22 protein-coding genes are annotated in these 24,472 nt (G+C 59.8%); 16 read left to right on the forward strand and 6 right to left on the reverse strand.

What is annotated here, in order from left to right:
* Positions 1 to 24 precede the first annotated feature (24 nt).
* Together rplS and R1A29_RS04695 are read left to right on the forward strand one after the other, a co-directional pair.
* A complete protein-coding gene (gene rplS / locus R1A29_RS04690) occupies positions 25 to 375 on the forward strand; it encodes a 50S ribosomal protein L19 (protein WP_009047143.1) in 351 nt (116 codons plus the stop codon).
* Positions 376 to 466: 91 nt separating this feature from the next.
* On the forward strand, positions 467 to 880 hold the full coding sequence (locus tag R1A29_RS04695; protein WP_114881518.1) for an acyl-CoA thioesterase: 414 nt from the start codon (positions 467 to 469) through the stop codon (positions 878 to 880).
* A gap of 45 nt (positions 881 to 925) precedes the next feature.
* On the opposite strand, the gene R1A29_RS04700 is transcribed toward R1A29_RS04695, so the two are convergent.
* Positions 926 to 2,737: a cation:proton antiporter gene (locus R1A29_RS04700; RefSeq protein ID WP_438300788.1), complete on the reverse strand. Its 1,812-nt coding sequence runs from the start codon at positions 2,735 to 2,737 to the stop codon at positions 926 to 928.
* 108 nt (positions 2,738 to 2,845) lie between these two features.
* On the opposite strand from R1A29_RS04700, the gene xerD reads away from it, so the two are divergent.
* The 7 genes from xerD (at position 2,846) to R1A29_RS04735 (ending at position 10,036) form a co-directional block, all read left to right on the forward strand.
* The gene (gene xerD / locus R1A29_RS04705) at positions 2,846 to 3,742 is read left to right on the forward strand and encodes a site-specific tyrosine recombinase XerD (RefSeq protein WP_438300789.1); all 897 of its coding nucleotides are present in this window, start codon (positions 2,846 to 2,848) and stop codon (positions 3,740 to 3,742) included.
* Between the two features lie 141 nt (positions 3,743 to 3,883).
* Complete coding sequence (dsbC, locus tag R1A29_RS04710) at positions 3,884 to 4,615, forward strand: bifunctional protein-disulfide isomerase/oxidoreductase DsbC (RefSeq protein ID WP_085711641.1); 732 nt, start codon at positions 3,884 to 3,886, stop codon at positions 4,613 to 4,615.
* Between the two features lie 131 nt (positions 4,616 to 4,746).
* Positions 4,747 to 6,051 (forward strand): homoserine dehydrogenase, encoded by a 1,305-nt coding sequence (locus R1A29_RS04715; RefSeq protein ID WP_011332618.1) that lies wholly within the window; start codon positions 4,747 to 4,749, stop codon positions 6,049 to 6,051.
* 109 nt (positions 6,052 to 6,160) lie between these two features.
* The gene (gene thrC, locus R1A29_RS04720) at positions 6,161 to 7,570 is read left to right on the forward strand and encodes a threonine synthase (RefSeq protein WP_438300790.1); all 1,410 of its coding nucleotides are present in this window, start codon (positions 6,161 to 6,163) and stop codon (positions 7,568 to 7,570) included.
* A 119-nt stretch (positions 7,571 to 7,689) separates the two neighbouring features.
* A complete protein-coding gene (locus tag R1A29_RS04725) occupies positions 7,690 to 9,063 on the forward strand; it encodes a transporter substrate-binding domain-containing protein (protein ID WP_438302009.1) in 1,374 nt (457 codons plus the stop codon).
* 118 nt (positions 9,064 to 9,181) lie between these two features.
* Positions 9,182 to 9,589, forward strand: coding sequence for a response regulator (locus R1A29_RS04730; protein ID WP_438300791.1), 408 nt, complete (start codon positions 9,182 to 9,184; stop codon positions 9,587 to 9,589).
* Positions 9,590 to 9,754: 165 nt separating this feature from the next.
* Complete coding sequence (locus R1A29_RS04735; protein WP_438300792.1) at positions 9,755 to 10,036, forward strand: DUF3509 domain-containing protein; 282 nt, start codon at positions 9,755 to 9,757, stop codon at positions 10,034 to 10,036.
* Positions 10,037 to 10,210: 174 nt separating this feature from the next.
* On the opposite strand, the gene R1A29_RS04740 is transcribed toward R1A29_RS04735, so the two are convergent.
* Both R1A29_RS04740 and R1A29_RS04745 read right to left on the reverse strand, forming a co-directional pair.
* On the reverse strand, positions 10,211 to 11,170 hold the full coding sequence (locus tag R1A29_RS04740) for a TIGR02285 family protein (protein WP_438300793.1): 960 nt from the start codon (positions 11,168 to 11,170) through the stop codon (positions 10,211 to 10,213).
* Positions 11,118 to 12,317 carry a CaiB/BaiF CoA transferase family protein gene (locus tag R1A29_RS04745; RefSeq protein ID WP_438300794.1) on the reverse strand — a complete coding sequence of 400 codons (1,200 nt, stop codon included), beginning with the start codon at positions 12,315 to 12,317 and terminating at the stop codon, positions 11,118 to 11,120. Before R1A29_RS04745 ends, R1A29_RS04740 begins: the two co-directional genes overlap by 53 nt.
* Positions 12,318 to 12,463: 146 nt before the next feature.
* Between R1A29_RS04745 and R1A29_RS04750 the strand changes: the two genes are divergently transcribed.
* From R1A29_RS04750 to R1A29_RS04765, 4 genes are all read left to right on the forward strand, one after another.
* Positions 12,464 to 13,006, forward strand: coding sequence for a YaeQ family protein (locus tag R1A29_RS04750; protein ID WP_007954646.1), 543 nt, complete (start codon positions 12,464 to 12,466; stop codon positions 13,004 to 13,006).
* A gap of 54 nt (positions 13,007 to 13,060) precedes the next feature.
* The gene (gene recJ / locus R1A29_RS04755; RefSeq protein WP_085609150.1) at positions 13,061 to 14,770 is read left to right on the forward strand and encodes a single-stranded-DNA-specific exonuclease RecJ; all 1,710 of its coding nucleotides are present in this window, start codon (positions 13,061 to 13,063) and stop codon (positions 14,768 to 14,770) included.
* A gap of 231 nt (positions 14,771 to 15,001) precedes the next feature.
* Positions 15,002 to 16,108 (forward strand): NADH:flavin oxidoreductase/NADH oxidase, encoded by a 1,107-nt coding sequence (locus tag R1A29_RS04760; RefSeq protein WP_438300795.1) that lies wholly within the window; start codon positions 15,002 to 15,004, stop codon positions 16,106 to 16,108.
* 91 nt (positions 16,109 to 16,199) lie between these two features.
* Positions 16,200 to 16,733: a GNAT family N-acetyltransferase gene (locus R1A29_RS04765; RefSeq protein WP_438300796.1), complete on the forward strand. Its 534-nt coding sequence runs from the start codon at positions 16,200 to 16,202 to the stop codon at positions 16,731 to 16,733.
* A gap of 12 nt (positions 16,734 to 16,745) precedes the next feature.
* Here R1A29_RS04765 and R1A29_RS04770 read toward each other — a convergent pair whose 3' ends face one another.
* Positions 16,746 to 18,374, reverse strand: coding sequence for a glucan biosynthesis protein D (locus R1A29_RS04770; protein ID WP_438300797.1), 1,629 nt, complete (start codon positions 18,372 to 18,374; stop codon positions 16,746 to 16,748).
* Positions 18,375 to 18,778: 404 nt separating this feature from the next.
* On the opposite strand from R1A29_RS04770, the gene R1A29_RS04775 reads away from it, so the two are divergent.
* The 3 genes from R1A29_RS04775 to R1A29_RS04785 all read left to right on the forward strand — a co-directional run bounded on the left by R1A29_RS04775 (position 18,779) and on the right by R1A29_RS04785 (position 21,327).
* Positions 18,779 to 18,964, forward strand: coding sequence for a hypothetical protein (locus R1A29_RS04775; protein WP_039769577.1), 186 nt, complete (start codon positions 18,779 to 18,781; stop codon positions 18,962 to 18,964).
* A gap of 480 nt (positions 18,965 to 19,444) precedes the next feature.
* Entirely contained in the window at positions 19,445 to 20,698 is a 1,254-nt protein-coding gene (locus R1A29_RS04780; protein ID WP_438300798.1) for an AAA family ATPase, read from the forward strand.
* Between the two features lie 2 nt (positions 20,699 to 20,700).
* Positions 20,701 to 21,327 (forward strand): RloB family protein, encoded by a 627-nt coding sequence (locus R1A29_RS04785; protein WP_438300799.1) that lies wholly within the window; start codon positions 20,701 to 20,703, stop codon positions 21,325 to 21,327.
* Positions 21,328 to 21,371: 44 nt separating this feature from the next.
* Here the strand turns inward: R1A29_RS04785 and R1A29_RS04790 are convergent, their stop codons facing one another.
* Positions 21,372 to 22,856 carry an APC family permease gene (locus tag R1A29_RS04790; protein WP_085611445.1) on the reverse strand — a complete coding sequence of 495 codons (1,485 nt, stop codon included), beginning with the start codon at positions 22,854 to 22,856 and terminating at the stop codon, positions 21,372 to 21,374.
* Positions 22,857 to 23,000: 144 nt separating this feature from the next.
* Positions 23,001 to 24,425, reverse strand: a complete 1,425-nt coding sequence (locus R1A29_RS04795; RefSeq protein WP_438300800.1) for a gamma-aminobutyraldehyde dehydrogenase — start codon at positions 24,423 to 24,425, stop codon at positions 23,001 to 23,003.
* Positions 24,426 to 24,472 lie beyond the last annotated feature (47 nt).

Consider the following 24,472-nt stretch of genomic DNA (forward strand, 5'->3'; position numbering starts at 1 on the left):
GACGATTTACCTTAGGAGCACAGCATGACCAACAAAATCATCCTTGCACTCGAAGCAGAGCAGATGACCAAAGAGATCCCAGCCTTTGCCCCGGGCGACACCATTGTCGTTCAGGTGAAAGTGAAGGAAGGCGATCGTTCCCGTCTGCAAGCGTTCGAAGGCGTTGTAATCGCCAAGCGTAACCGCGGCGTGAACAGTGCGTTCACCGTTCGTAAAATCTCCAACGGTGTTGGCGTAGAACGTACTTTCCAGACCTACTCCCCGCAGATCGACAGCATGGCTGTCAAACGTCGCGGTGACGTACGTAAAGCCAAGCTGTACTACCTGCGCGACCTGTCGGGTAAAGCAGCTCGCATCAAGGAAAAACTGGCTTAAGCCCAGCTTCCGATGCAGAAAAAAGCAGCCTACGGGCTGCTTTTTTGTTGTCCGCAATTTATCCACAGCACTATTGCTTCAGGCCGTATCCATGACATCTCGCGAGCAAGAAATCGAACGCCGCACCGAACTCTCGGTGACCCGCGTGACCAAGGCGGTCTTCCCGCCGACCACCAATCACCACAACACCCTGTTCGGCGGCACCGCGCTGGCCTGGATGGATGAAGTGTCGTTCATCACTGCCACGCGTTTCTGCCGTCTGCCGCTGGTGACGGTCTCCACCGACCGGATCGATTTCAACCATGCGATCCCGGCAGGTTCCATCGTCGAGCTGGTCGGGCGGGTGATCAAGGTCGGCAACACCAGCCTCAAGGTCGAGGTGGAAGTGTTCGTTGAAAGCATGAGTTGTGACGGGCGTGAGAAAGCCATTCACGGGCAGTTCAGCTTCGTTGCCATTGATGATGACAAGCGGCCAGTGCCCGTGTTGCCAGGTTTCGCGGCCTGACCCGGCACTGAGCCGCGGCATTCGCGGGCAAGCCCGCGATTGGATTTATGCTCCTCCGCTGACCTCAGGCTGAATCAACGCCAGCAACGTCCACCCCGGCCCCGGTTTCAGCACGGTCTCCGGCGTCACCACATGCACCCAGCCACTGTCATCGCGCATGAACAGCAGAGTCGCGCGGTTGCCATGCAGCTCCCGGTAATCGTCCCAGCCAAACCCGTCCGTCAGCGTCGTGCTGTACAGATCGGCGCCCTGGCCCAACTGGCTGGCCAGCCTGGCGTAAGTCAGCGCTTCGCTCCCCAGTTGATTGCCGCGATGCTCCAGGCTGGCGCGGTGCTTGTCGCTGCGCCGGCTTTCATGACCGCTGGCCAGTCCGAACAGGCGTTGATGACCAAAGTCATGTCGAAAGCGCATGGCTGCCAGCGTATTGAGTTCGCCGGACGGTGACAGCGCCAGCAAATGTCCCAGCCCCACCAGATCCAGATGCGCATCCGCGTGCTGCGAGGCCGGATTACCGAAGTAGACCGGCAAGCCCTCCATGCGCGCCGCCCGAATGTTTTCCCAGCTTGAATCCGTGAGCAACACCCGGCTGCCGAGTTGTTGCAGCGACTTGCCGAGCAGGCGCGCCGGGCCGTTTGCACCAACGATCAGGAAGCCGCTGGGTGCCGGTTCCGCCACCTTCAACAGGCGCGCCAGCGGTCGGGCGGTCGCACTTTGCAGCACGACGGTGCCGATGATCACGGCGAAGGTCAGCGGCACCAGCAACAGCGCGCCTTCATGGCCTGCTTCATCCAGGCGAATCGCAAAGATCGCCGAGACTGCCGCCGCGACGATCCCGCGCGGGGCGATCCAGCACAACAATGCACGCTCACGCCAACTCAGGCTCGAACCGGCGGTACTCAAGACTACGTTCAGCGGTCGGGCAATCAGCTGGATCACCAGCAACAAAATCAGCACCAGTGGCCCGAGACCGATCAGCGCGTTCAGGTCCAGGCGTGCCGCCAGCAGAATGAACAACCCGGAAATCAGCAGCACGCTGAGGTTTTCCTTGAAGTGCAGGATGTGCCGTACATCCACGCCTTTCATGTTCGCCAGCCACATGCCCATCAGCGTCACCGCCAGCAGCCCGGATTCGTGCATGGTCTGGTTGGCGGCGATGAATATCCCCAGCACTGCGGCGAGCGATGCCAGATTGTGCAAATACTCTGGCAGCCATTGGCGCCGAATAATCGTGCCGAGCAGCCAGCCACCGGCGATGCCGAACGCGCTGCCGCAGACAATCACCCCGCCGAACGTAAGCAGGCTCTGTTCCAGGCCGTGACCTTCGGTCCGGGCAATGATGAAGCTGTAGACCACCACCGCGAGCAGCGCGCCGATCGGGTCGATCACAATCCCTTCCCAGCGCAGGATGTTGGCGATCGAAGCCTTCGGTCGTACCACGCGCAGCATCGGTACGATCACGGTCGGGCCGGTCACCAGGGTCAGGCTGCCGAACAGGATGGCGAGCAGCCAGTCGAAACCCAGCAGCCAGTGGGTCGCCACCGCAATCACTGTCCAGGTCGAAAGCGCGCCGAGGGTCACCAGCCGATGCACCACGCTGCCAATCTCGCGCCACTCCGACAGGTGCAAGGTCAGGCTGCCCTCGAACAGGATCAGCGCCACTGCCAGCGACACCAGCGGCATCAGCAGCGGGCCGAACATTTCCTGCGGATCGAGCCAGCCCAACACGGGGCCGGCGAGAATGCCGGTCAACAGCAGAAACAGAATCGCCGGCAACTTCAGCCGCCACGCCAGCCATTGACAGCCCAGAGCGGCAGCACCGATACCGCCGAAGGCCAAGAGGATTTGCTGCTCGTTCATTGAAGCTCCCTGTTCCTTGAAATAGCGGGCTATGAAAGACTAGCGAGCCTTTCAACCGTTCACTGTTTATTTGCGCGCCGTGCCAGTGCCGGCGCGCCCAGAGTGCCCATGCCCGCCATCGACCACCCGCTGATTGACCAATTCCTCGATGCCCTGTGGCTGGAGAAAGGCCTGTCCGACAACACTCGTGATGCCTACCGCAGCGATCTCGCGCTGTTCAACGGCTGGCTGCAGGAGAAAAATCTCGAACTGATCAATGCCGGGCGCGAGTTGATCCTCGATCACCTGGCCTGGCGTCTGGAGCAGAATTACAAACCCCGTTCCACAGCGAGATTTCTCTCAGGTGTGCGTGGCTTTTATCGCTATTTGCTGCGGGAAAAACTGATCCCGGTCGATCCGACCTTGCGTGTCGACATGCCGCAACTCGGTCGGCCGTTGCCCAAATCCCTGTCGGAAGCCGACGTGGAAGCGCTGCTGAAGGCGCCAGACTTGAGCGAAGCCATCGGCCAGCGCGACCGTGCCATGCTCGAAGTCCTTTACGCCTGCGGTCTGCGGGTGACCGAGCTGATCAGCCTGACCCTGGAGCAGGTCAACCTGCGGCAGGGCGTGTTGCGGGTGATGGGCAAGGGCAGCAAGGAGCGGCTGGTGCCGATGGGCGAGGAAGCGATTGTCTGGGTCGAGCGCTACCTGCGCGACGGTCGCGGCGAGTTGCTGGGCGGGCGCCCCAGTGATGTGCTGTTCCCCAGCCAGCGCGGCGAACAGATGACTCGCCAGACCTTCTGGCACCGCATCAAGCATCAGGCCAAGGTCGCCGGGATCGGCAAATCGCTGTCGCCGCACACGCTGCGTCACGCCTTCGCGACGCACTTGCTCAACCATGGCGCCGATTTGCGCGTGGTGCAGATGCTGTTGGGCCACAGCGACCTGTCGACCACGCAGATCTACACGCACGTCGCCCGTGCACGGTTGCAGGATCTGCATGCCAAGCATCACCCTCGCGGCTGAGTCTTCTGCCTTGCGACAGGCGCATTCGGCCACGGGAGCCTTATGTGGTAGGCTTTGCCGGTTTGCACGATGGACGGTTATGACCCGGTGTTCCGGCACGGGCGTTCTGATCGTTCCATTTGTCCGCCTTCAGGAGTTCACATGCGTCTGACCCAGATTTTCGCCGCCGCAGCCATTGCGTTGGTCAGCACCTTTGCCGTCGCCGATGATGCGGCCGACAAAGCCATCCGCCAGAGCCTGGAAAACCTCCAGCTCGACGTTCCGGTGGACACCATCACCGCCAGCCCGCTGCCGGGCCTGTACGAAGTCAAGCTCAAGGGCAGCCGCGTGCTCTACGCCAGCGCCGACGGCCAGTACATCGTTCAGGGCTACATGTTCCAGCTCAAGGACGGCAAACCGGTCAACCTGACCGAGAAGACCGAACGCCTGGGCATTTCCAAACTGATCAACGGGATTCCGGTCGCCGAAACCGTGGTTTACCCGGCCGTGGGCGAGACCAAGTCGCACATCACCGTGTTCACCGACACCACGTGCCCTTACTGCCACAAGCTGCACGCCGAAGTGCCTGAGCTGAACAAGCGCGGCATCGAAGTGCGCTACGTGGCGTTCCCGCGTCAGGGCCTGGGCTCGCCGGGTGACGAGCAACTGCAAGCCGTGTGGTGCTCGAAAGACAAGAAAGCCGCCATGGACAAAATGGTCGATGGCAAGGAAATCAAGGCCGCCAAGTGCGAGAACCCGGTTTCCAAGCAGTTCGCCCTCGGTCAGTCGATCGGCGTGAACGGCACGCCGGCCATCGTTTTGGCTGACGGACAAGTCATTCCGGGCTACCAGCCTGCGCCACAAGTCGCCAAACTGGCGCTGGGCGCGAAGTAATTCGCATCGTCGCGCCAAGGCGTGACGAGCGTGGCCCGGCGGCAACATGGCCGGGCCATCAATAGAGAGCCGCGATTGCGCGGTTGTTTTCACGGCCGGCCTCGCGTCGGCCGTTTTATGGGGAGTTCACAGTGAAACCGGTCAAAGTAGGCATCTGTGGGTTAGGGACCGTCGGTGGCGGTACCTTCAACGTACTTCAGCGCAACGCCGAGGAAATTGCTCGTCGTGCCGGGCGTGGAATCGAAGTGGCACAAATTGCCATGCGCACGCCAAAGCCTCAGTTCCAGACGACCGGTATTGCGATTACCAACGATGTCTTCGAAGTGGCCACGAACCCTGAGATCGACATCGTCATAGAGCTGATGGGCGGCTACACCGTTGCCCGAGAGCTGGTACTCAAGGCCATCGAGAATGGCAAGCATGTGGTCACCGCGAACAAGGCTCTGATTGCCGTTCACGGTAATGAAATTTTCGCCAAGGCCCGCGAGAAAGGCGTGATCGTGGCGTTCGAAGCGGCGGTAGCCGGCGGCATTCCGGTCATCAAGGCGATCCGTGAAGGCCTGTCTGCCAACCGTATCAACTGGGTCGCCGGGATCATCAACGGCACCGGCAACTTCATCCTCACCGAAATGCGCGAGAAGGGTCGCACCTTCGAAGACGTGCTGGCCGAAGCGCAAGCGCTGGGTTACGCCGAAGCCGATCCGACGTTCGACGTCGAAGGCATCGACGCCGCGCACAAGCTGACGATCCTGGCGTCCATCGCGTTCGGTGTTCCGCTGCAGTTCGACAAGGCCTACACCGAAGGCATCACCAAGCTGACCACCGCCGACGTGAACTACGCCGAAGCACTGGGCTACCGCATCAAGCACCTGGGCGTGGCACGCAGCACCGCCGCCGGTATCGAGCTGCGCGTACACCCGACGCTGATCCCGGCCGATCGCCTGATCGCCAACGTCAACGGCGTAATGAACGCGGTGATGGTCAACGGTGACGCTGCCGGTTCGACCCTGTTCTACGGCGCCGGCGCCGGCATGGAGCCAACCGCGTCGTCGGTGATCGCCGACCTGGTGGACGTGGTTCGCGCCATGACCTCCGACCCGGAAAACCGCGTGCCACATCTGGCCTTCCAGCCGGACTCGCTGTCGGCCCATCCGATCCTGCCGATCGAAGCCTGCGAAAGCGCCTACTACCTGCGCATCCAGGCCAAGGACCATCCGGGCGTACTCGCTCAGGTGGCGAGCATCCTCTCGGAGCGCGGCATCAACATCGAGTCGATCATGCAGAAGGAAGTCGAGGAACACGACGGTCTGGTGCCGATGATCCTGCTGACCCACCGCGTGCTGGAACAGCACATCAACGATGCGATCGCCGCCCTTGAAGCCCTGGCGGGCGTGGTCGGTCCGGTCGTGCGGATCCGTGTCGAGCACTTGAACTAAACAGAAACAGCGGCAAGCTTCGAGCTGCAAGCGACAAGAGAAAAGCAGTCTGGCTTTTACTCGAAGCTTGTAGCTCGCAGCTTGAAGCTCAAACCGAAGGTTTGCCCCTATGCGTTACATCAGTACCCGCGGCCAGGCACCGGCCCTGAATTTCGAAGATGTCCTGCTGGCCGGTCTCGCCACCGACGGCGGTTTGTACGTCCCGGAAAACCTGCCACGTTTCACCCAGGAAGAAATCGCTTCCTGGGCCGGCCTGCCGTACCACGAGCTGGCATTTCGCGTCATGCGCCCGTTCGTCACCGGCAGCATTCCGGACGCCGATTTCAAAAAGATCCTTGAAGAAACCTACGGTGTGTTCGCCCACAACGCCGTTGCGCCGCTGCGTCAGCTGAACGGCAACGAATGGGTGCTGGAGCTGTTCCACGGCCCGACCCTGGCGTTCAAGGACTTCGCCCTGCAACTGCTCGGTCGCTTGCTCGACTACGTGCTGGAAAAGCGCGGCGAGCGCGTTGTCATCGTTGGCGCCACCTCCGGTGACACCGGCTCGGCCGCCATCGAAGGCTGCAAGCACTGCGAAAACGTCGACATTTTCATCCTGCACCCGCACAACCGCGTGTCCGAAGTGCAGCGTCGGCAGATGACCACCATCCTCGGTGAAAACATCCACAACATTGCCATCGAAGGCAACTTCGATGACTGCCAGGAAATGGTCAAGGCCAGCTTCGCCGACCAGAGCTTCCTCAAGGGCACGCGCCTGGTGGCGGTGAACTCGATCAACTGGGCGCGGATCATGGCCCAGATCGTTTATTACTTCCACGCAGCGCTGCAACTGGGTGGCCCGGCACGTTCGGTGTCGTTCTCGGTGCCGACCGGCAACTTCGGCGACATCTTCGCCGGTTACCTGGCGCGCAACATGGGCCTGCCCATCAACCAGTTGATCGTCGCCACCAACCGCAACGACATCCTGCACCGCTTCATGAGCGGCAACCAGTACGTCAAGGAAACCCTGCACGCCACGCTGTCGCCGTCGATGGACATCATGGTTTCGTCGAACTTCGAACGCCTGCTGTTTGATCTGCACGGTCGCAACGGCGCGGCGATTGCCGGCCTGATGGACTCGTTCAAGCAGGGCGGCGGTTTCAGCGTCGAACAGGAACGCTGGACCGAAGCCCGCAAACTGTTCGACTCGCTGGCCGTGGACGATGCGCAAACCTGCGAAACCATCGCCGAAGTCTACGCGCAGACCGGTGAAGTGCTGGATCCGCACACCGCCATCGGCGTGAAAGCCGCTCGCGAATACCGTCGCAGCCTGGATATCCCGATGGTGATCCTGGGTACGGCGCATCCGGTCAAGTTCCCGGACGCGGTGGAGAAAGCCGGCGTAGGAAAAGCTCTCGAACTGCCTGCACACCTTTCTGATTTGTTTGAGAGAGAAGAGCGTTGCACCGTTCTGGCAAACGAGCTGAAAGCCGTGCAAGCCTTTGTCAGCCAGCATGGCAATCGCGGCAAGCCGCTTTAAGCCCTGAAAGCTGTCACATTTTGAAGCCCGTCTCCTGACGGGCTTTCTTGTTTTTGCATGCCACACTGCGCGTGTTTCGCCCACGAAGGACGGGCGAGTCGATGACGAAGGATGTGGCAATGCGGTTTTATTCAGGATGGAAGCCGGCGCTGTGCTGGTTGTTTTTATTGGGCATGTCGGGACTTTTGCAATGGAGCGAGGCGGCCCATCTGTCCATACGTTCCGATGAGCAGACGCTGGATGTGCCGCCGATTGAACTGGATGCCCAGGAGCGCCAGTGGATTCGCGACAACCCCAGGGTGACTGTCGCCTCGGTGCAATACCCGCTGTACCTGTTTCAGGACGAGCACGGCCAGTGGAGCGGCCTGAACAACGATGTGCTCAAGCGCATCAGCGCCATGACCGGTTTGCAGTTCGTGCACCAGGAGTCGTTCTCCACCAACCATATGCTGGAGCGACTTGAAAGCGGCGTCGCCGATATCAGTACGACACTGGCAATGAACGAGGAACGTCGACAATTCCTCGATTTCAGCCATGCCTTCGGCGGGGCGGGGTGGGTGTTCGTCGGACATGCTGGCGGGGCGGCAGTACAGTCGCTCGAGGAAATACAAAAGCGGGTTCTGGTACTGCCGGCCAGGCACGCCCTGGAAGAGTTCATCCGCCGGGACTACCCGTCGATCGAGATACGTTCGGTCAAGACTTACGCCGAAGCCAGGGCGCTGGTAGAAAGTGGCGAGGCTTTCGCGACAATCGAAAACGAAATCGGTGCGCAGTTGTTTCCTTCAGGTTTGCTCAAGGTCGGAGGACTGGTGGAGGGCAAGTGGGAAGCGGATCATCTGGCGGTGCGCAAGGGCATGCCTGAGCTGCTGAGCATTCTGAACAAGGCACTGGGGGCCTTCTCGGCTGCCGAATTGCGTGCCATGCGCCTGAAGTGGCTGGAGGGCATCTCGCCTGCGCCGGTACCGTCGTTCGGAGCGCGCGTGCTCAAGTGGGGATGCTGGGGCATGGGCTTGCTTGGAATAATCGGGCTGCTTTCGCTGCTATGGAATCGCCGACTCGCTGCAGAGATAAGGCAGAGGCGTGAGGTGGAGAAAAAACTGGGCGATCAACTGGCCTTTCAACATGCACTGATCGATGCCATGCCCGACCCGGTATTCGTTCGCGATCTGCAGGGACGCCTGGTCATGTGCAATCGCAGTTATGAAGAGGCGCTTGGTGTGCGTCTGGAACAGGTGCAGGGGCGAATGTTGTATGAGCTCGATGTGCTTCCGCAAGCCACTGCATTGATGCTGCATGACGAATTCATGGTGCAGCTGCGTACCCGCAGGACGCGCTTCAGCAAGCGTCAGCTGATGTTCAAGAATGGCCCACGGCATATCTATCAATGGACAGTGCCTTTTTACGGTGCCGACGGGCACTCGCGTGGATTGCTGGGGGGCTGGACGGATATCACTCAGCGGCAGTCTGAAAGCGGGTGTCGATGTCTGCAGTGAAGAAAGGAAATGTCCTATAAACCGTGGCTACTTTTCTGATGGGAGGCTTAGGACGACTGCCCTAGAGTGACAAGCCACTGCGGCGAGAAGCCGCGATTGTCGTGCAAGAGGTCGTCCAATGCGCTCGCTCAGAATCCTGCTTCTCGAACCCAACCCCTTTCAGTTGATGGCGTTGCATCAGATGCTCAACGCCATCGGCATCTACGATGTATTGACCGCGCCCTCGCTGGGGGCGGCAACGCGATCGCTGGAGCGTCGGGGAGCCGTCGACATCGCTATTTGCAATCCGCAGCTCAGGAGCGGCGAGGGACTGGCACTCATCAGGCATCTGGTTGCCCGACAGGAGGCTCAGGCGCTGATTCTGCTGGGGGTGGTGGCTCCCAGCGTACTGGCCGACCTGGAGCCATTGCTGGAGGAGGACGGGATGCGCCTCCTGGGCAGGCTGCACACGCCGGTCTCGGCGGTGCTGATGCGCAATCTGCTCGACACTTACCTGTCACATCCCCGACGTTCGGTCAGCGCCTGAAACCATCGGTTATTTTTCTGTCATCTTCTCCATGCATGCTCCGACAGGTCGGTGACGCTCCGGGAGAGGCATGCCGGCATGCAGAACTTTCTTCTCGGGCCGGTGGTCATTTACTGTGGACACACCCCAGGCACTGGGTTTTCGGACTTTTGAGTGGAGATCGAGATGGAAAGTATCAGTCTATTGCTCGGTGAGGCTCTGAGCCCGTATCAGGTAACGCTGACCCCTCGAGGTCGGCATGGCGAATGTCTGGTGACACTGAAGAACGGCAGTGGCGCCATCATGGTGGAGCGTGAGTTCAATCAGGCGCAACTGAATGACAAACGCCAGCTGACGGATGTGGTTGACGGGTTGCACCGTGACATCCTGATCGCAGAAGGCCGACTGGAACCCTGTGTAATCGCGGCCTTGCGCAATGCCGCACGGGACAAGCATCCGGCGCTGTGAAACAGATTTGTCTTTTGTGGGAACCTTCCTGCATCCGGATCAGTCAGACCCCATGACAGCAGGATCAAGCATTGTGCTCCGGTGCTTGTCGCTTGCTGCTACGGGTCTTTTTCAAGGACCACGTTTAACCCCGAGTCGTCTCCCCACTTCTCGGGGTTTCTTTTTGCCCGAATCCTAGGGCGCGGCCTGTTGCTGGAAGAATATCCGGGCCTGTTCCAGGTAGTCGGCACGCATTTCCGGATCGAGCCACTCGGCATAGAGCTGATTCAGGTGTTCGTGGGGCAGGGTGCGCAGCAGTTGATCGATTTCGCGAATGGCCTGTCGGCCCTGGTGAGTGTCGGTGCAGCCGACATACCCTGACAAATACTTGCCTGTGCCGAGAATCGGAAAGAACAGCAACTCGTCCTCGTCAATCCCGGCCTGCCGCGCCTGATAGCGGATTTCCGGCCAGTAGCCCAGTACAACCTGCAAGCGCCCCAGTCGCTGCATCGACAGCAAACTGCTCAGAGCATCGTTGCCATAGTGCGGCGTCAGCGAACCACTTGGCGCCTGACGCAGCAGATTGTCGACGTAATCGCCATAGCTTCGCTCGGCCACCACCCCGACTTTTCTTTCGCCGTTGGCCACGTACGCCGACAGATCGACCTGCCCCTCGACCAGAAACGGCTCCAGTACCCCGCGATCCTTGCGACGAACCACCAGACCATTGCTGACTGCGCGGAATGCGGGGATGGAGTACGCGACCCACTGCGCCCGCTCCTTGTTCCAGAGCAGCGAAGGATCGCAGGCAAACGGATGTTCATGAAGCATCTGGATGCCCCGGGCGCGGTTGACCCGCATCAAGGTGTGTTCGTATTGCGGCATGCCGGCTATCAGCATCGGCATAAGTTGATCGATGACGCCCTGACCCTTTTTCGGGCCTTCGAGAATGGTCAGCGGCGGCAGGTCACGCAGCAGCCAGATCAGCGTTGGCTTGGCCTGCGCCCAGGCTGGCAATACCAGCAGAAAAAGCAGGCCGAACAGCCGCCACGTCCACCAGTGGCGGGCGCGGTTGGAGGCTGAGGCCTGTCGGCGTTTCAGCTCAGATGGCTCCGTCTTCGCGCAGCCGGGCGATCTGCTTCTCGTCGTAGCCAAGATCGTGGAGTACCTGCGCATTGTGTTCACCGAGCTGCGGTCCGACCCATTCGGACGTGCCGGGTGTCTCAGAGAGTTTCGGCACGATGCCGGGCATCTTGAAAGGTTTGCCGTCCGGCAGTTTGGCGTGCAGGAACATTTCCCGGGCCAGGTACTGCGGATCGTTGAACATGTCTTCGGCGCTGAAGATCCGGCTAGCCGGCACTTCGGCCTGGTTCAGCAGATCCAGCACGGTTTGCAGCGGCAGCGAATTGACCCAGCGATCGATCACGCCGTACAACTCGTCACGGCGGGTGTCGCGCCCGTCATTGCTGGCCAGTGTCGGGTCATTGGCCAGATCCTCACGACCGATGATCAGCATGAAGCGCTTGAAGATCGCGTCGCCGTTGGCGCCGATCTGCACGTGCTTGCCGTCTGCGCTGGTGTGGATCGACGAGGGCGTGATGCCCGGCATGATGTTGCCGGTGCGCTCGCGAATGAAGCCGAACACATCGAACTCCGGCACCATGCTTTCCATCATGGCGAAGATTGCTTCGTACAACGCGACATCGACCACCTGGCCGAGGCCGCCGTTGACCTCGCGATGACGCAGGGCCATCAACGCACCGATTACACCCCACAAGGCCGCAATCGAATCGCCGATTGAAATTCCGGTGCGCACCGGCGGGCGGTCTTCGAAACCAGTGATGTAGCGCAGGCCGCCCATGGATTCGCCGACCGCGCCGAAACCTGGCTGATCCTTCATCGGCCCGGTCTGGCCGAAACCGGAAAGTCGCACCATCACCAGTTTCGGGTTCAGTGCGTGCAGGGTTTCCCAGCTCAGGCCGAGTTTTTCCAGCACGCCGGGGCGGAAGTTCTCGATCAGGATATCGGCTTCGCCCAGCAGTTTTTTCAGGATCGCCAGGCCGTCCGGGTGTTTCAGGTTCAGGGTCAGGGACTTTTTGTTGCGGGCCTGGATGAACCACCACAACGAGGTGCCTTCATACAATTTGCGCCACTTGCGCAGCGGATCACCGCCGTCCGGCGATTCGATCTTGATCACTTCGGCACCGAACTCGCCGCAAATGCGCGAGGCAAACGGCCCGGCAATCAAGGTACCCAATTCAATGACTTTCAGACCGCTGAGCGGTTTGTTGGCGAACGGCATGCGAAATCCTGTAGGACAAGGCTGAGCAGATACAGCGTTTTAACATAGCCGGCTGTCAGTCGCGCAAGGTTGATCGCCATCAATTCGTGGATTGCCTACAGCATCGGTTAGACTTGCCGACTTTCCTCGTATCAAGAAGCCCGTTCATGGCCCAGCCGTCCACTACCTACAAATTCGAACTGAACCTCACCGATCTGGACCGCAGCGTCTACGAGAACGTGAAGCAGACCATCGCCCGCCACCCTTCGGAAACCGAAGAACGCATGACCGTGCGCCTGCTGGCCTACGCGCTCTGGTACAACGAGCAACTGTCGTTCGGTCGTGGTCTGTCGGACGTGGACGAACCTGCATTGTGGGAAAAGAGCCTGGACGACCGCGTCCTGCACTGGATCGAAGTTGGCCAGCCTGATGCGGATCGCCTGACCTGGTGCTCCCGTCGCACCGAGCGCACCAGCCTGCTGGCCTACGGCAGCCTGCGCGTCTGGGAAGGCAAGGTGATTCCGGCAATCAAGAACCTGAAGAACGTCAACATTGCTGCCGTTCCGCAGGAAGTGCTGGAAACCCTGGCCCAGGACATGCCCCGCGTCATCAAGTGGGACGTGATGATCAGTGAAGGCACGATCTTCGTCACCGATGATCGCGGTCAGCACGAAGTCCAGCTCACCTGGCTGCAAGGCGAGCGCGGTTAAGTCCGCGTTACTCCCGAAAAATTCCACGTATTCAAGAGAAGCTTCTGTCACCCCATGCGTATCGATCCTCGCCCGTTGCCCGCCACTCTGCCGTTTCTCGGTGAACTGCCACCCCTGCTGACCCGCCTGTACGCGGCGCGGGGCGTGCAGTCCGAGGCGGAGCTGGACAAGAGCCTGGCGCGGTTGATTCCGTTCCAGCAGCTCAAGGGGATCGATGCGGCGGTGGACCTGCTGGTGACGGCGCTGGAGCAGCGTCAGCGGATCCTGATCGTCGGCGACTTCGACGCCGACGGCGCGACGGCCAGCACCGTGGGCGTGCTCGGTTTGCGTCTGCTGGGCGCGGCGCACGTCGATTATCTGGTGCCGAACCGTTTCGAATACGGCTACGGCCTGACCCCGGAAATCGTCGAAGTCGCGATGACCCGCGAGCCGCAATTGTTGATCACCGTCGACAACGGTATTTCCAGCGTCGAAGGTGTGGCGGCTGCCAAGCGTCACGGACTGAAGGTTTTGATCACCGACCACCACTTGCCCGGCGATGAACTGCCGCAGGCCGATGCGCTGGTCAATCCGAACCAGCCCGGCTGCGAGTTCCCGAGCAAGGCGCTGGCTGGTGTCGGGGTGATTTTCTATGTGTTGATGGCGTTGCGTGCGCGCCTGCGCAGCCTCGGCTGGTACGAGAGCAAGCCACAGCCGAACATTGGCGAACTGCTGGATCTGGTGGCGCTGGGCAGCGTTGCCGACGTGGTGCCGCTGGATGCCAACAACCGGATTCTGGTGCACCAGGGCCTGGAGCGAATCCGCGCCGGGCGTGCGCGGCCGGGGATCAAGGCGATTCTGGAAGTGGCCAAGCGTGAAGCCTCACGCATCACGTCCACCGACCTCGGTTTCATCGTCGGTCCGCGCTTGAACGCGGCTGGGCGTCTGGATGACATGAGCCTCGGGATCGAGTGCCTGCTGACCCACGACGCTGCGCTGGCACGGGAAATGGCCGCGCAACTGGACGGCATGAACCAGGATCGCAAATCCATCGAGCAGGGCATGCAGCGTGAAGCGCTGGCCCAGCTCAAGGACTTGCCGGTCGAGTCGATGCCGTTCGGCCTGTGCCTGTTCGATCCGGAGTGGCACCAGGGTGTGATCGGTATTCTGGCTTCGCGGATGAAAGAGCGGTATTTCCGCCCGACCATCGCGTTTGCCGATGCTGGCGACGGCTTGCTCAAGGGCTCGGGACGTTCGGTGCAGGGGTTCCATATCCGTGATGCGCTGAGCGTGGTCGCGGCGCAGCATCCAGACCTGATCAGCAAGTACGGCGGCCACGCGATGGCGGCCGGCCTGACCTTGCCGCAGGAGAATTTTCCGTTGTTCGCCGAGGCCTTCGACGCCGAAGTGCGCAGGCAGCTTCGCGAAGAGGATCTGACCGGACGGCTGCTGTCGGACGGTACGCTGGCAGTCGAGGAATTTCATCTGGAACTGGCTCGGGCCCTGCGTCACGCCGGGCCGTGGGGCCAGCACTTTCCGGAGCCGCTGTTTCACGGCGTGTTCCAATTGGTCGAGCAGCGAGTGGTCGGCGAGCGGCATCTGAAAGTGGTGCTGAAAACTGAATGCGGCTCGGTGAAGCTCGATGGCATCGCCTTCGGTATTGATCGCGATATCTGGCCGAACCCGACAATCAAATGGGTCGAACTGGCGTACAAACTCGATCTCAACGAGTTTCGCGGCAATGAAACCGTGCAATTGATGATTGCTCACATCGAACCGCGCTAAAGGTCACTGCGCCCCTTTCTGAAGGGGCGCAGGAGTCTTCAATTGTGCTGTTTCATTTCTGAACCCTCCCTCATCCCCGGATGTCGACTAGGCTCTAAGCACTGCTTGATTGGCCTTGTGACGTCTTGTCGAATTTTTACCCGCGGGGGCGGGTGCTGCACCTTTTTCCTGTCACTCGTCGACTTTTCAAACAGAACCCTGGAGCCTGCCCACTGATTTGAGAGGTGCCCCATGAGTCTGCTGCTTGAACCCTTTACCCTTCGCCAACTGACCCTGTCCAACCGCATCGCCGTGTCGCCCATGTGCCAGTATTCCAGCGTCGATGGCCTGGCCAACGACTGGCATCTGGTACACCTCGGCAGCCGAGCCGTGGGGGGCGCGGGCCTGGTGTTTACCGAAGCCACGGCGATTACGGCTGACGGGCGGATCACCGCCGAAGACCTGGGCCTGTGGAACGACGAACAGATCGCACCGCTGCAACGCATCACCCGATTCATCAATGCGCAGGGCGCAGTGGCCGGCATTCAACTGGCCCACGCCGGGCGCAAGGCCAGCACCCATCGGCCGTGGATCGGCAAGCATGGCAGCGTCAAACCGGAGGACGGCGGTTGGACGCCGGTCGGGCCCTCGCCGATTGCCTTCGACCCGCAACACACCCAACCGAAACAGTTGGATGAGAGCCAGATCGCCCAAGTCATCCAGGACTTCGTGGCCGCAGCCAAACGCGCGCTGACCGCCGGTTTCAGCGTGGTCGAAGTGCATGCGGCGCACGGTTATCTGCTGCACCAGTTTCTTTCGCCGCTGAGCAACCAACGCCGCGACCAATACGGTGGTTCGTTCGAAAACCGCATTCGTCTGGTGCTGCAAGTGACCGAGGCGGTACGTGCCGTATGGCCGGAAGAGTTGCCGGTGTTTGTGCGCCTGTCGGCCACCGACTGGGTGGAAGACGGCTGGAACCCCGATGAAACCGTGGAGCTGGCGCGACGCCTGAAAGCCTTGGGGGCTGATCTGATCGATGTGTCATCGGGCGGCACGGCGGTCAACGCCGAAATTCCTGTGGGGCCGGGTTATCAGACGCGCTTCGCCGAACGGGTGCGCAAGGAGTCAAGCATCGCCACAGGAACCGTCGGAATGATTACTGAGCCGGCCCAGGCCGAGCACATCCTGCGGACCTGTCAGGCCGATATCATCTTCCTCGCCCGCGAGCTGCTGCGTGATCCGTACTGGCCGCTGCATGCCGACGATGATCTGGGCGGGCGCAAAGCGGTGTGGCCGGCGCAGTATCAACGTGCGACTCATCGGGATCAGCCGATTCACGAGTCTGATCTGCGGGATTGATTCCGACCCGCCGCACAGCCTATAAAACCCGTCATTGAACCGGCGGGTTTTTTCTTGTCTGCCGTCCGGAATCGCAAGGGAATGGACTGCAATGTTGATCGAACGAGCGCTGACTGAATCCGACTTGCCACTGCTGGCGCTGATCGACCGCAGTGAGTTGGTCGAGGAATGTTATCGCGTGGAGAACGGTGAGCTGGTTCTGTATCCGGCGCGTTTTGACATGCGCGGCTGGCCCGGAGGGGAGGCGGAGGAGAATGCGCGAGTATTGGAAAAGTGCTGGCGCGGCGGCGGCTGGCTACACGGGATTTTCGATGGAGAGACGTTGGTGGCAGCAGTGGTTGTGGATAACCGGGTTATTCACAATCAGGGCCTGAACATGCGGCAGTTGAAGTTCCTGCACATCAGCTGTGCCTGGCGCGGGCAGGGACTGGGCGGGCGATTGTTTGCGATGGCCTGCGCCCATGGCCGAGAGGTCGGCGCCGATGCGTTGTACGTCTCGGCGACCGAGTCGCGCAATACCGTGGAGTTCTATCAGCGCCAGGGTTGCCGGTTGCTGGCGCAACCGGATCCCGAGTTGTTTGATCTGGAACCCCACGATATCCACTTGTACTGCCCGTTGGCCTGACGGCTCAAACCATCAAGGATACTTGCGCTTGTCCGGTGCCGGCGGGAAGTACTGGTACAACCAGGTTTCGCTCAGCGTGCGGTCGTTGGTGCGGATGAACAGCCGCAGCTCCACGGGATCGACGCTGTCGTTGGTCGGGTACCAGTCGAACAGGATCCGGTAACCCTTGATGTCATCCAGCACCAGCACGCTGAAGTCCTGCACCTTGCCGTTGGAGCAAGTCACCACCGGTTCGATCCCGGTGCCCTGGGGCAGACGATCCAGACCGCCACCGGTGAAGTCCACGGCAAAACGACGGGCCCAGACTGGCGGGTAATGTTCACCCGGTGCCCAGCCTTCGACGAATCCACCCATGCCCGAACGGGTCGCATGCACCCGTGCCAGCGGTGTGCCGACCGGCGGCAGGGCGCTCCAGTAGAGCTTGTAGCCGTAGTTCAACGAATCGCCGGCAGCCACCGGTTTCTTCGGCGTCCAGAACGCGACGATGTTGTCGAGGGTCTCGCCGGTTGTAGGAATTTCCAGCAAGTCGATAGAGCCTTCGCCCCACGCGGTTGTAGGTTCTACCCACAGGCTCGGCCGCTTGCTGTACCAGTCGACGGTGTCCTGATAGTTGGCGAATTCGTGGTCGGTCTGCACCAGACCGAAACCTTTTGGATCGGTGTCCGCAAAGGCATTGAATTGCAGGGTCGCCGGGTTGTTCAGCGGGCGGCAGATCCACTCGCCGTTGCCGCGCCACATGGCCAGACGATCCGAGTCATGGATTTGCGGGTGGATGGTGTCGCACATCCGGCGCTCGTGGGTGCCGCAACTGAACATGCTGGTCATCGGGGCGATGCCCAGTTGTTCGATGGCGGTGCGGGCGTTGATGTGAGCATCGACTTCCATCACCACGCGCTCGGCCTGGCAATCGATATCGAAGCGATAGGCCCCGGTCGCGCTCGGCGAGTCGAGCAGGGCGTAGACCACGAAGCGGGTCGCGTTCTGATCCGGAGTCTCGAACCAGAACTTGGTGAAGTCAGGGAATTCTTCGCGTTTTTTGGCGTAGGTGTCGACGGCCAGGCCACGGGCGGAGAGGCCATATTGGCCAGTGGCATCCACGGCGCGGAAGTAGCTGGCGCCGAGGAACGACACCACGTCATGGCGATCCAGTTCCGGTGCCTTGAACAGCTTGAAGCCGGCAAAACCCAGGTCGCTCTTGAGCTGCTGGGTGTCGACCGAGGTGTTCTCATAGTTGAACAGCTGAGGGCGGAAATGCACCTCGCGGGCTGTGCGAGTCTTCGGATCGACGCTATACATGCGCACTGGCTGGCGGAAACCCATGCCGACGTGGAAGAACTGTACATCGAGCTGACCCTTGTTCTCCTTCCACAACGAATGCTCGCCGTCGTAGCGGATCGCGTTGAAGTTCTGCGGGGTCATGGTCGCCAGGGTCGGCGGCAGCACCTGTTTGGTGTCCTGATACGCGTTGCCGGCCAATTGCTTGGCCTGGCGCTTCAGTGTTTCGAAGTCGAAGGCCTGGGCTTCACCGTCGGCGGCACCGCCAGAGGCGGCCCAGGCGCGTGCGGCGAGCAGGCCGGAGGCGGAAAGGCCGGTGTAAGCCGCAATGGCCATGGACGCTTTGAGCAAATTCCTGCGGTGCATAGATACAACCTGTCGTGGACAATCCCGCGCCGTTCCTGGCACGTACTGGATCAGAAATTACGGTTCGGACAAGCCTTCGGCCAAACGCTACGGACTAGTAACAGATGCGCGCTAGCTTAATCCGTTCGCTGATTTTGCAAAATTCATTGATTACACGGCGACAGCGTCTCAATGAAACAAGACGTTACGGTTACTTATCCCACAGCCTTTTCTGATTTACAGGGCATATCTGCTTTTTTCGACTAATTACTCTAAAAACCGCTTTTCAGCGCCGATTTAATTTCTATTCTATGGGCATGGCCGGTCACGGACCCATCCGACCGGCAGGGCTCAAATCGCTGCTTAAGGGAGCAGGGCGATGCGGTTTTGGAAAAATTCAGACGTACTGGAAAAGGACAACGTCCATGGCAAAAGGACAAGGCATCACCGAAATGTTGGGCATCTTTCCCTGCCTCACCAACGTCCGGCGAAGACGCCGGCTCAGTCCCGATGAACTGAAGCTGGTGGAGCGTTACCGGGAGTTGTCGGAAAGCGACCGGATTGCGATGCGGTATCTGGTGGATGCGATGAGGAGTGTTTCGCGGTTTTGAAGTGAAAAACCAAAGGGGCGGACTGTGAAGTTCGCCCCTTTTTCGTTATTGAGGCTTATCGGGGATGCTGCGGTTGCATCAATCCCTTCGACAAGTTGGGTGGCGAACCGAGTGGCGTTCGAATTCGGGATACTTCCCGTCAACACGGCAAAACCGGAAGGCCCGCGCCTCGTGGCCCGCCATAACGCAGAACTGAGGTTCGGAAAAACCACAGTTCAATAAAGGGCAAACACCGTGTTGACAGATTACCGGCTTCGACCTCAGCTACTAATTGGGCTGCAACGGGACAAAGCCTATCGGTCAGGGGCTAGCGGTGCCAGGTCTACTCTGACGACGCTGGTTGTAGGAATTGAAGATCCTTCTCGTAAGCAGCGTCTGTAGGAATTTCCTGTTTTTGCATGTCCTGCAGAGAGGCAGCCCCTAAGCCGCAGTTTTTCCTTTATTTATTCGAATTCCAGGAATGAACTGCAGGTTTTCTACATGCTGATCGAATTTTCGGTTTCCAATTACCGCTCGTTTCGGGACAGGCAAACACTGTCCATGGCGGCCACTCCTCGTCTGAGCAAATCGCGTAATACCTTCAAGCCTCCCATCCCTGCTGAAAGACTCCCTGATTTATTGAAGGTCGCGGCAATCTACGGCCCGAACGCTGCCGGGAAATCTTCATTGATCCGCGCAATGGGGATCGTGGGACGCTTGATGGCGGTTCCTTCGAGATCAAATGACGATGCACTGCCGGTTTCACCTTTCCGGTTTGACCGGGCTTTGAATGATGCCCCCAGCCTCTTTGAGTACGACTTTATACAAGCCGGGCTGCGTTATCGGTTCGTGCTCGGACTGACTGCCCAGAGGGTTGTTCAGGAGCAATTGCTCGTCTATCCCAAAGGAAAGGAAACCCTGCTCTATCGGCGCCAGTTTGATGCCGAGGGCGAACACTATGTGTTTGGTAAAACCCTTGAGGGTGGCAAGGACGTACACAATGCCTGGCGTCGATTAACCAGTCCGAAGATGTTGTTTATCGCGCAAGCCGTTGCCAATAGCAGCGAAGAGTTGAGCCAGTTGCGCTTACCGTTCAGTTGGTTTCAAACCGGGTTGCTGGTAGTGGAACAGAACAACATGCTTGGTTTGTCCACAGCGTCGATTCGGTTTCTGAAAATGGTCAAGAACCATACGAGTGATCTTCGCGACTTTCTCAAGGCTCTGGATATTCCCGTATCGGCCATTCAACTCAACCCGGACGAAGACATAGCAACCTCGGGCAATAGAAAACTGACCTTGAAAGAGTTTTTCGCGGCGGCGCAAAAGGACAAGCTGACCCTTACGCATTCCAGTGTCTCAGGTGACGCCGAGTTCGATTTTTCTGAAGAGTCGTGTGGCACAAAGAATCTGATCGGCTTCTGGCTACCCTGGTTCATGATGAATCAGGCCGGGGGTAGTGGGGTCTTGTGTGTCGATGAACTGGACAGCAGCCTTCATCCTGAAATCGTGGCTGACTTGATTGTCAAACACTTGAACAGTGGTCTGGACACTCAGCTGATCTTTACCACTCACGACACGCATCTGATGAATGAAAAGATTCTTAGGCGTGATCAGTTCTGGATCACCGAACGCGATGCCCACGGCGCTACCAGCCTGTTTTCCGTGCACGATTTTGAGGGACGGGAAAGTGAGGATGTCGAGAAACGCTATTTCGAAGGTCGCTATCGCGGGTTGCCGCTGATAAGGCGGGATTGAGAATGGTGGGTTCGAACAGGTCGTTTGATCGAAAGGGTTCACGTTTCAAGGCGCAGCCGAAAGTGTTGGTCTTGTGTGAGGACAGTAAGTCAGGGAAACGTTATCTGGAGGAGGCCGCATTTTATTTTCGGGCCAAGGCACAAGTTGAAATCGTCCATTGCGGCATTACGCATCCGAGCGGGATAGTCGAGCGCGCGGTTGTGCGACAAAAGCAGTTCGAAAAAGTGTTCTGTGTGTTGGATCGTGATACTCACTTGTGCTTCGAGCGGGCACTGAATGTTGCGAGGTCTCATCCCAGGATAACAGTCATCGCCTCGTATCCATGTTTTGAGTTTTGGCTTCTGCTGCACTTTGGTTTCAATCGAAAGCCTTTCAGAGCAGTCGGGAAAAACTCTCCGGGCGACCTGGTTACCAAGAGCCTGAGAGCGAAGCCCGGCATGTTCAGATATGACAAGGGAAAGGACATCAGCTATTTCACTCAACTGCTTGGAGAGCCATTCAGTATGGCGAGAACGCTGGCACCGAAAATCCTGGAGGATGTTTCTGTCAGTGGCGAGCCCAACCCAAGTACCGAAATCCATCTACTGATGGACGAGTTTGAAACCCTCTCCAAACCCCAGTTGATCTAGTCATGCGAACCATGCCCGCATCCCTGCGGGCAGGTTGTGCTCTGTTACCGACTCACCTTCCAAGCATCCCCAGCCGGCGCCTTCCCATGGTCATACGGCTTGCCAATCCACATGTAAACCAACCCCAACCCAATCACGATCACCGTACTCAGCACCATCGCGTAGTTGATGTACCACGCCGCATCCGGCGTGCGTGGCCAGGCCATGTTGATGATTGCGCCGACGCCGTAGACTAGCGCGCCGATGTTCACCGGCCAGCCCCAGGCGCCGAGGGTGAATTTGCCGCTGGGTTTCCAGCCTTTGCTGCGGGCGTACAGGGCGGCGAGGACAATCATCTGGAATGCGAGGTAGATGCCGATGGCGGCGAAGCTGACGATGGTGGCCACGGCGTCTTGCAGGAAGAAGCCGAGGGCGATGATCAGGCCGGGCAGGACGCCGGACACGAACAGCGCAGCAACCGGCACCTGGGTCGTAGGAGAAATCTTTTTCAGCAGTCGGCTGCCGATGACCATTTCGTCGCGAGCGTAGGAATACAGCAGACGACTCGCCGCCGCTTGCAGGCTGATGACGCAGGAAATGAAGGAAATCATCACCACGCCCATCACCACTTTCGAGCCGATCGGGCCGAAGGCGTTGTTGAGGATGGTGGTGACCGGGTCCTTGTCGGTGCCGTTGATCACCGCTTGCATGTCCGGCACGGCGAGGATCAGCGCGAGGCAAGCGAACATCGCGGCGATGCCGCCGATGTAGATGGTCATGCGCATGGCCACCGGGATTTTCTTGCTCGGGTTCGGGGTTTCTTCGGCCACATCCCCGCAGGCTTCGAAGCCGTAGTAGAGGAACATCCCCGCCAGCGACGCGGTGAGGAACGCCGGAAGATAGGAGCCATCGACGCTGATGTCGAAAGTGTTGAACAGCACGCTGATCGGTTGGTGACGCTCGAAAATCAGCAAGTACACGCCAACGATCACCGCGCCCACCAGTTCGCAGAGGAAGCCGAACATGGCGATCCGCGCCAGCACCTTGGTGCCGCTGAGGTTGACTAGTGTGGCGAACAGCGTCAGCACCAGGGCGATGACGATGTTGGTGTTGTTGCTCGGTTCAAAACCCAGCATGGCCGCGAGGTACGGGCCGGCGCCGACTGCAACGGCGGCAATGGTCACGCACAGGGCGATGGAGTAGATCCAGCCGACCATCCACGCCCATTTCTTGCCCACCAGGCGCCGCGCCCAAGGATAGACGCCGCCGGAAATCGGGAACTGCGACACCACTTCGCCGAAGATCAGGCACACCAGCAATTGCCCGCAACCGACCAGCAAGTAAGCCCAGAACATTGGTGGCCCGCCAGCGGCGAGGCACAGGCCGAACAGGGTATAAACCCCTACGACCGGTGACAGATACGTGAAGCCCAGCGCGAAGTTTTCCCACAGGCTCATGCTGCGGTTGAAATTGGAGGTGTAGCCCAGTTGGCGCAGTTGTTCGGCATCGCTGTCGGCAACGGCGGCTGAGAGATCGGGTGATGCACTCATGTGTGTTTGCTCCGTGAAATCGGCAGATTTCGGATGGCCGAAACCGTGGCGGGGCTTGGTGAGCGCCGCCCGGATCGGTAGTTATTGTTTTGAATGCCTGGTGATGCGGATGACCGGTTTCTGCCTTGAAGCCGGGGGATGCCTTTAGTGCTTGAACATCACATGCCGAACCGTGGTGTAGTCCTCCAGCCCGTACATGGACATGTCCTTGCCGTAACCGGACAGTTTCTGACCGCCATGGGGCATTTCGCTGACAAGCATGAAGTGCGTATTCACCCAGGTGCAGCCGTACTGCAACCGTGCTGACAGGCGATGGGCGCGTCCGACATCCGCCGTCCATACAGAGGACGCCAGGCCGTAGTCCGAATCGTTGGCCCATTCCAGCGCCTGAGCTTCATCAGTGAACTTGGTCACCGACACCACTGGCCCGAACACTTCGCGACGGACGATTTCGTCGTCCTGCTGGGCGTCGGCCAGAACGGTCGGCTCGAAGAAGAAACCGTTGCCTTCGACAGCCTTGCCACCCGTGATCAAGCGGATGTGCGATTGCGCGACAGCGCGTTCGACAAACCCGGCCACGCGGTCGCGATGCTGGGCGGTGATCAGCGGCCCCAGCTCGGTCGACGGATCATCCTGCAAGCCGTACTTGATGCTGCTGACCGCCGCGCCAAGCTTCTCGACGAACTTGTCGTAGATGCCTTGCTGGGCATAGATCCGGCATGCGGCGGTGCAATCCTGGCCGGCGTTGTAGAAGCCGAAGGTACGAATGCCTTCGACCGCCGCATCAATGTCGGCATCGTCGAAGATGATCACCGGCGCCTTGCCGCCCAGTTCCATGTGCATGCGTTTGACGCTGTCGGCGGTGCTGGAAATGATGTTCGAACCGGTGGCGATGGAACCGGTCAGCGACACCATGCGCACTTTCGGATGGGTCACCAGCGGACTGCCCACGCTCGGCCCACGCCCGAACACCAGATTGAGTACGCCGGCCGGGAAAATATCCGACGCCAGTTCGGCCAGACGCAACGCGGTCAGCGGGGTTTGTTCCGACGGCTTGAGCACCACGGTATTACCGGCGGCGAGGGCCGGGGCGATTTTCCAGGCGACCATCATCAGCGGGTAGTTCCACGGCGCGATGGACGCGATCACGCCCACCGGGTCGCGGCGGATCATCGACGTGTGGCCGGGCAAATATTCGCCGCCGGCCGAACCGCTCATGCAACGGCTGGCGCCGGCGAAGAAACGGAACACGTCGGCAATCGCCGGAATCTCGTCGTTCAGCGCGGCACTGTAGGGTTTGCCGCAGTTGTCCGATTCCAGTTTCGCCAGCTCTTCGCCGTGGGTTTCGATGGCGTCGGCGAGTTTGAGCAGCAACAGCGAACGGTCTTTCGGCGTGGTCTGCGACCATTCGGCGAAGGCACTGTCGGCGGCGCGCACCGCGGCATCGACCTGGGCTTCGGTGGCCTCGTTGATTTCCACCAGCACTTCGCCGCGCGCCGGGTTGAGCACCGGTTGCGCCGGGCCTTCGCCGTTGACCAGTTGGCCGTTGATCAAGAGTTTGGTTTGCATGTTGTTGTCCTCTTTCTACTGCAAATTCAGGGTGGGAAAGGTCAGGG

The organism is Pseudomonas sp. NMS19W (genome assembly GCF_051554255.1).
GTDB lineage: Bacteria > Pseudomonadota > Gammaproteobacteria > Pseudomonadales > Pseudomonadaceae > Aquipseudomonas > Aquipseudomonas kribbensis.

Excerpts from the sequence above, each read along its gene's own strand:
- R1A29_RS04735 (WP_438300792.1), top strand. The coding sequence starts at position 9,755 with ATGGAAAGTATCAGTCTATTGCTCGGTGAGGCTCTGAGCCCGTATCAG.
- thrC (WP_438300790.1), top strand. The coding sequence starts at position 6,161 with ATGCGTTACATCAGTACCCGCGGCCAGGCACCGGCCCTGAATTTCGAA.
- R1A29_RS04695 (WP_114881518.1), top strand. The coding sequence starts at position 467 with ATGACATCTCGCGAGCAAGAAATCGAACGCCGCACCGAACTCTCGGTG.
- R1A29_RS04765 (WP_438300796.1), top strand. The coding sequence starts at position 16,200 with ATGTTGATCGAACGAGCGCTGACTGAATCCGACTTGCCACTGCTGGCG.
- recJ (WP_085609150.1), top strand. The coding sequence starts at position 13,061 with ATGCGTATCGATCCTCGCCCGTTGCCCGCCACTCTGCCGTTTCTCGGT.
- dsbC (WP_085711641.1), top strand. The coding sequence starts at position 3,884 with ATGCGTCTGACCCAGATTTTCGCCGCCGCAGCCATTGCGTTGGTCAGC.
- xerD (WP_438300789.1), top strand. The coding sequence starts at position 2,846 with ATGCCCGCCATCGACCACCCGCTGATTGACCAATTCCTCGATGCCCTG.
- R1A29_RS04700 (WP_438300788.1), bottom strand. The coding sequence starts at position 2,737 with ATGAACGAGCAGCAAATCCTCTTGGCCTTCGGCGGTATCGGTGCTGCC.
- R1A29_RS04775 (WP_039769577.1), top strand. The coding sequence starts at position 18,779 with ATGGCAAAAGGACAAGGCATCACCGAAATGTTGGGCATCTTTCCCTGC.
- R1A29_RS04795 (WP_438300800.1), bottom strand. The coding sequence starts at position 24,425 with ATGCAAACCAAACTCTTGATCAACGGCCAACTGGTCAACGGCGAAGGC.
- R1A29_RS04780 (WP_438300798.1), top strand. The coding sequence starts at position 19,445 with ATGCTGATCGAATTTTCGGTTTCCAATTACCGCTCGTTTCGGGACAGG.
- R1A29_RS04730 (WP_438300791.1), top strand. The coding sequence starts at position 9,182 with ATGCGCTCGCTCAGAATCCTGCTTCTCGAACCCAACCCCTTTCAGTTG.
- R1A29_RS04750 (WP_007954646.1), top strand. The coding sequence starts at position 12,464 with ATGGCCCAGCCGTCCACTACCTACAAATTCGAACTGAACCTCACCGAT.
- R1A29_RS04785 (WP_438300799.1), top strand. The coding sequence starts at position 20,701 with ATGGTGGGTTCGAACAGGTCGTTTGATCGAAAGGGTTCACGTTTCAAG.
- R1A29_RS04725 (WP_438302009.1), top strand. The coding sequence starts at position 7,690 with ATGCGGTTTTATTCAGGATGGAAGCCGGCGCTGTGCTGGTTGTTTTTA.
- R1A29_RS04790 (WP_085611445.1), bottom strand. The coding sequence starts at position 22,856 with ATGAGTGCATCACCCGATCTCTCAGCCGCCGTTGCCGACAGCGATGCC.
- R1A29_RS04745 (WP_438300794.1), bottom strand. The coding sequence starts at position 12,317 with ATGCCGTTCGCCAACAAACCGCTCAGCGGTCTGAAAGTCATTGAATTG.
- R1A29_RS04760 (WP_438300795.1), top strand. The coding sequence starts at position 15,002 with ATGAGTCTGCTGCTTGAACCCTTTACCCTTCGCCAACTGACCCTGTCC.
- R1A29_RS04770 (WP_438300797.1), bottom strand. The coding sequence starts at position 18,374 with ATGCACCGCAGGAATTTGCTCAAAGCGTCCATGGCCATTGCGGCTTAC.
- rplS (WP_009047143.1), top strand. The coding sequence starts at position 25 with ATGACCAACAAAATCATCCTTGCACTCGAAGCAGAGCAGATGACCAAA.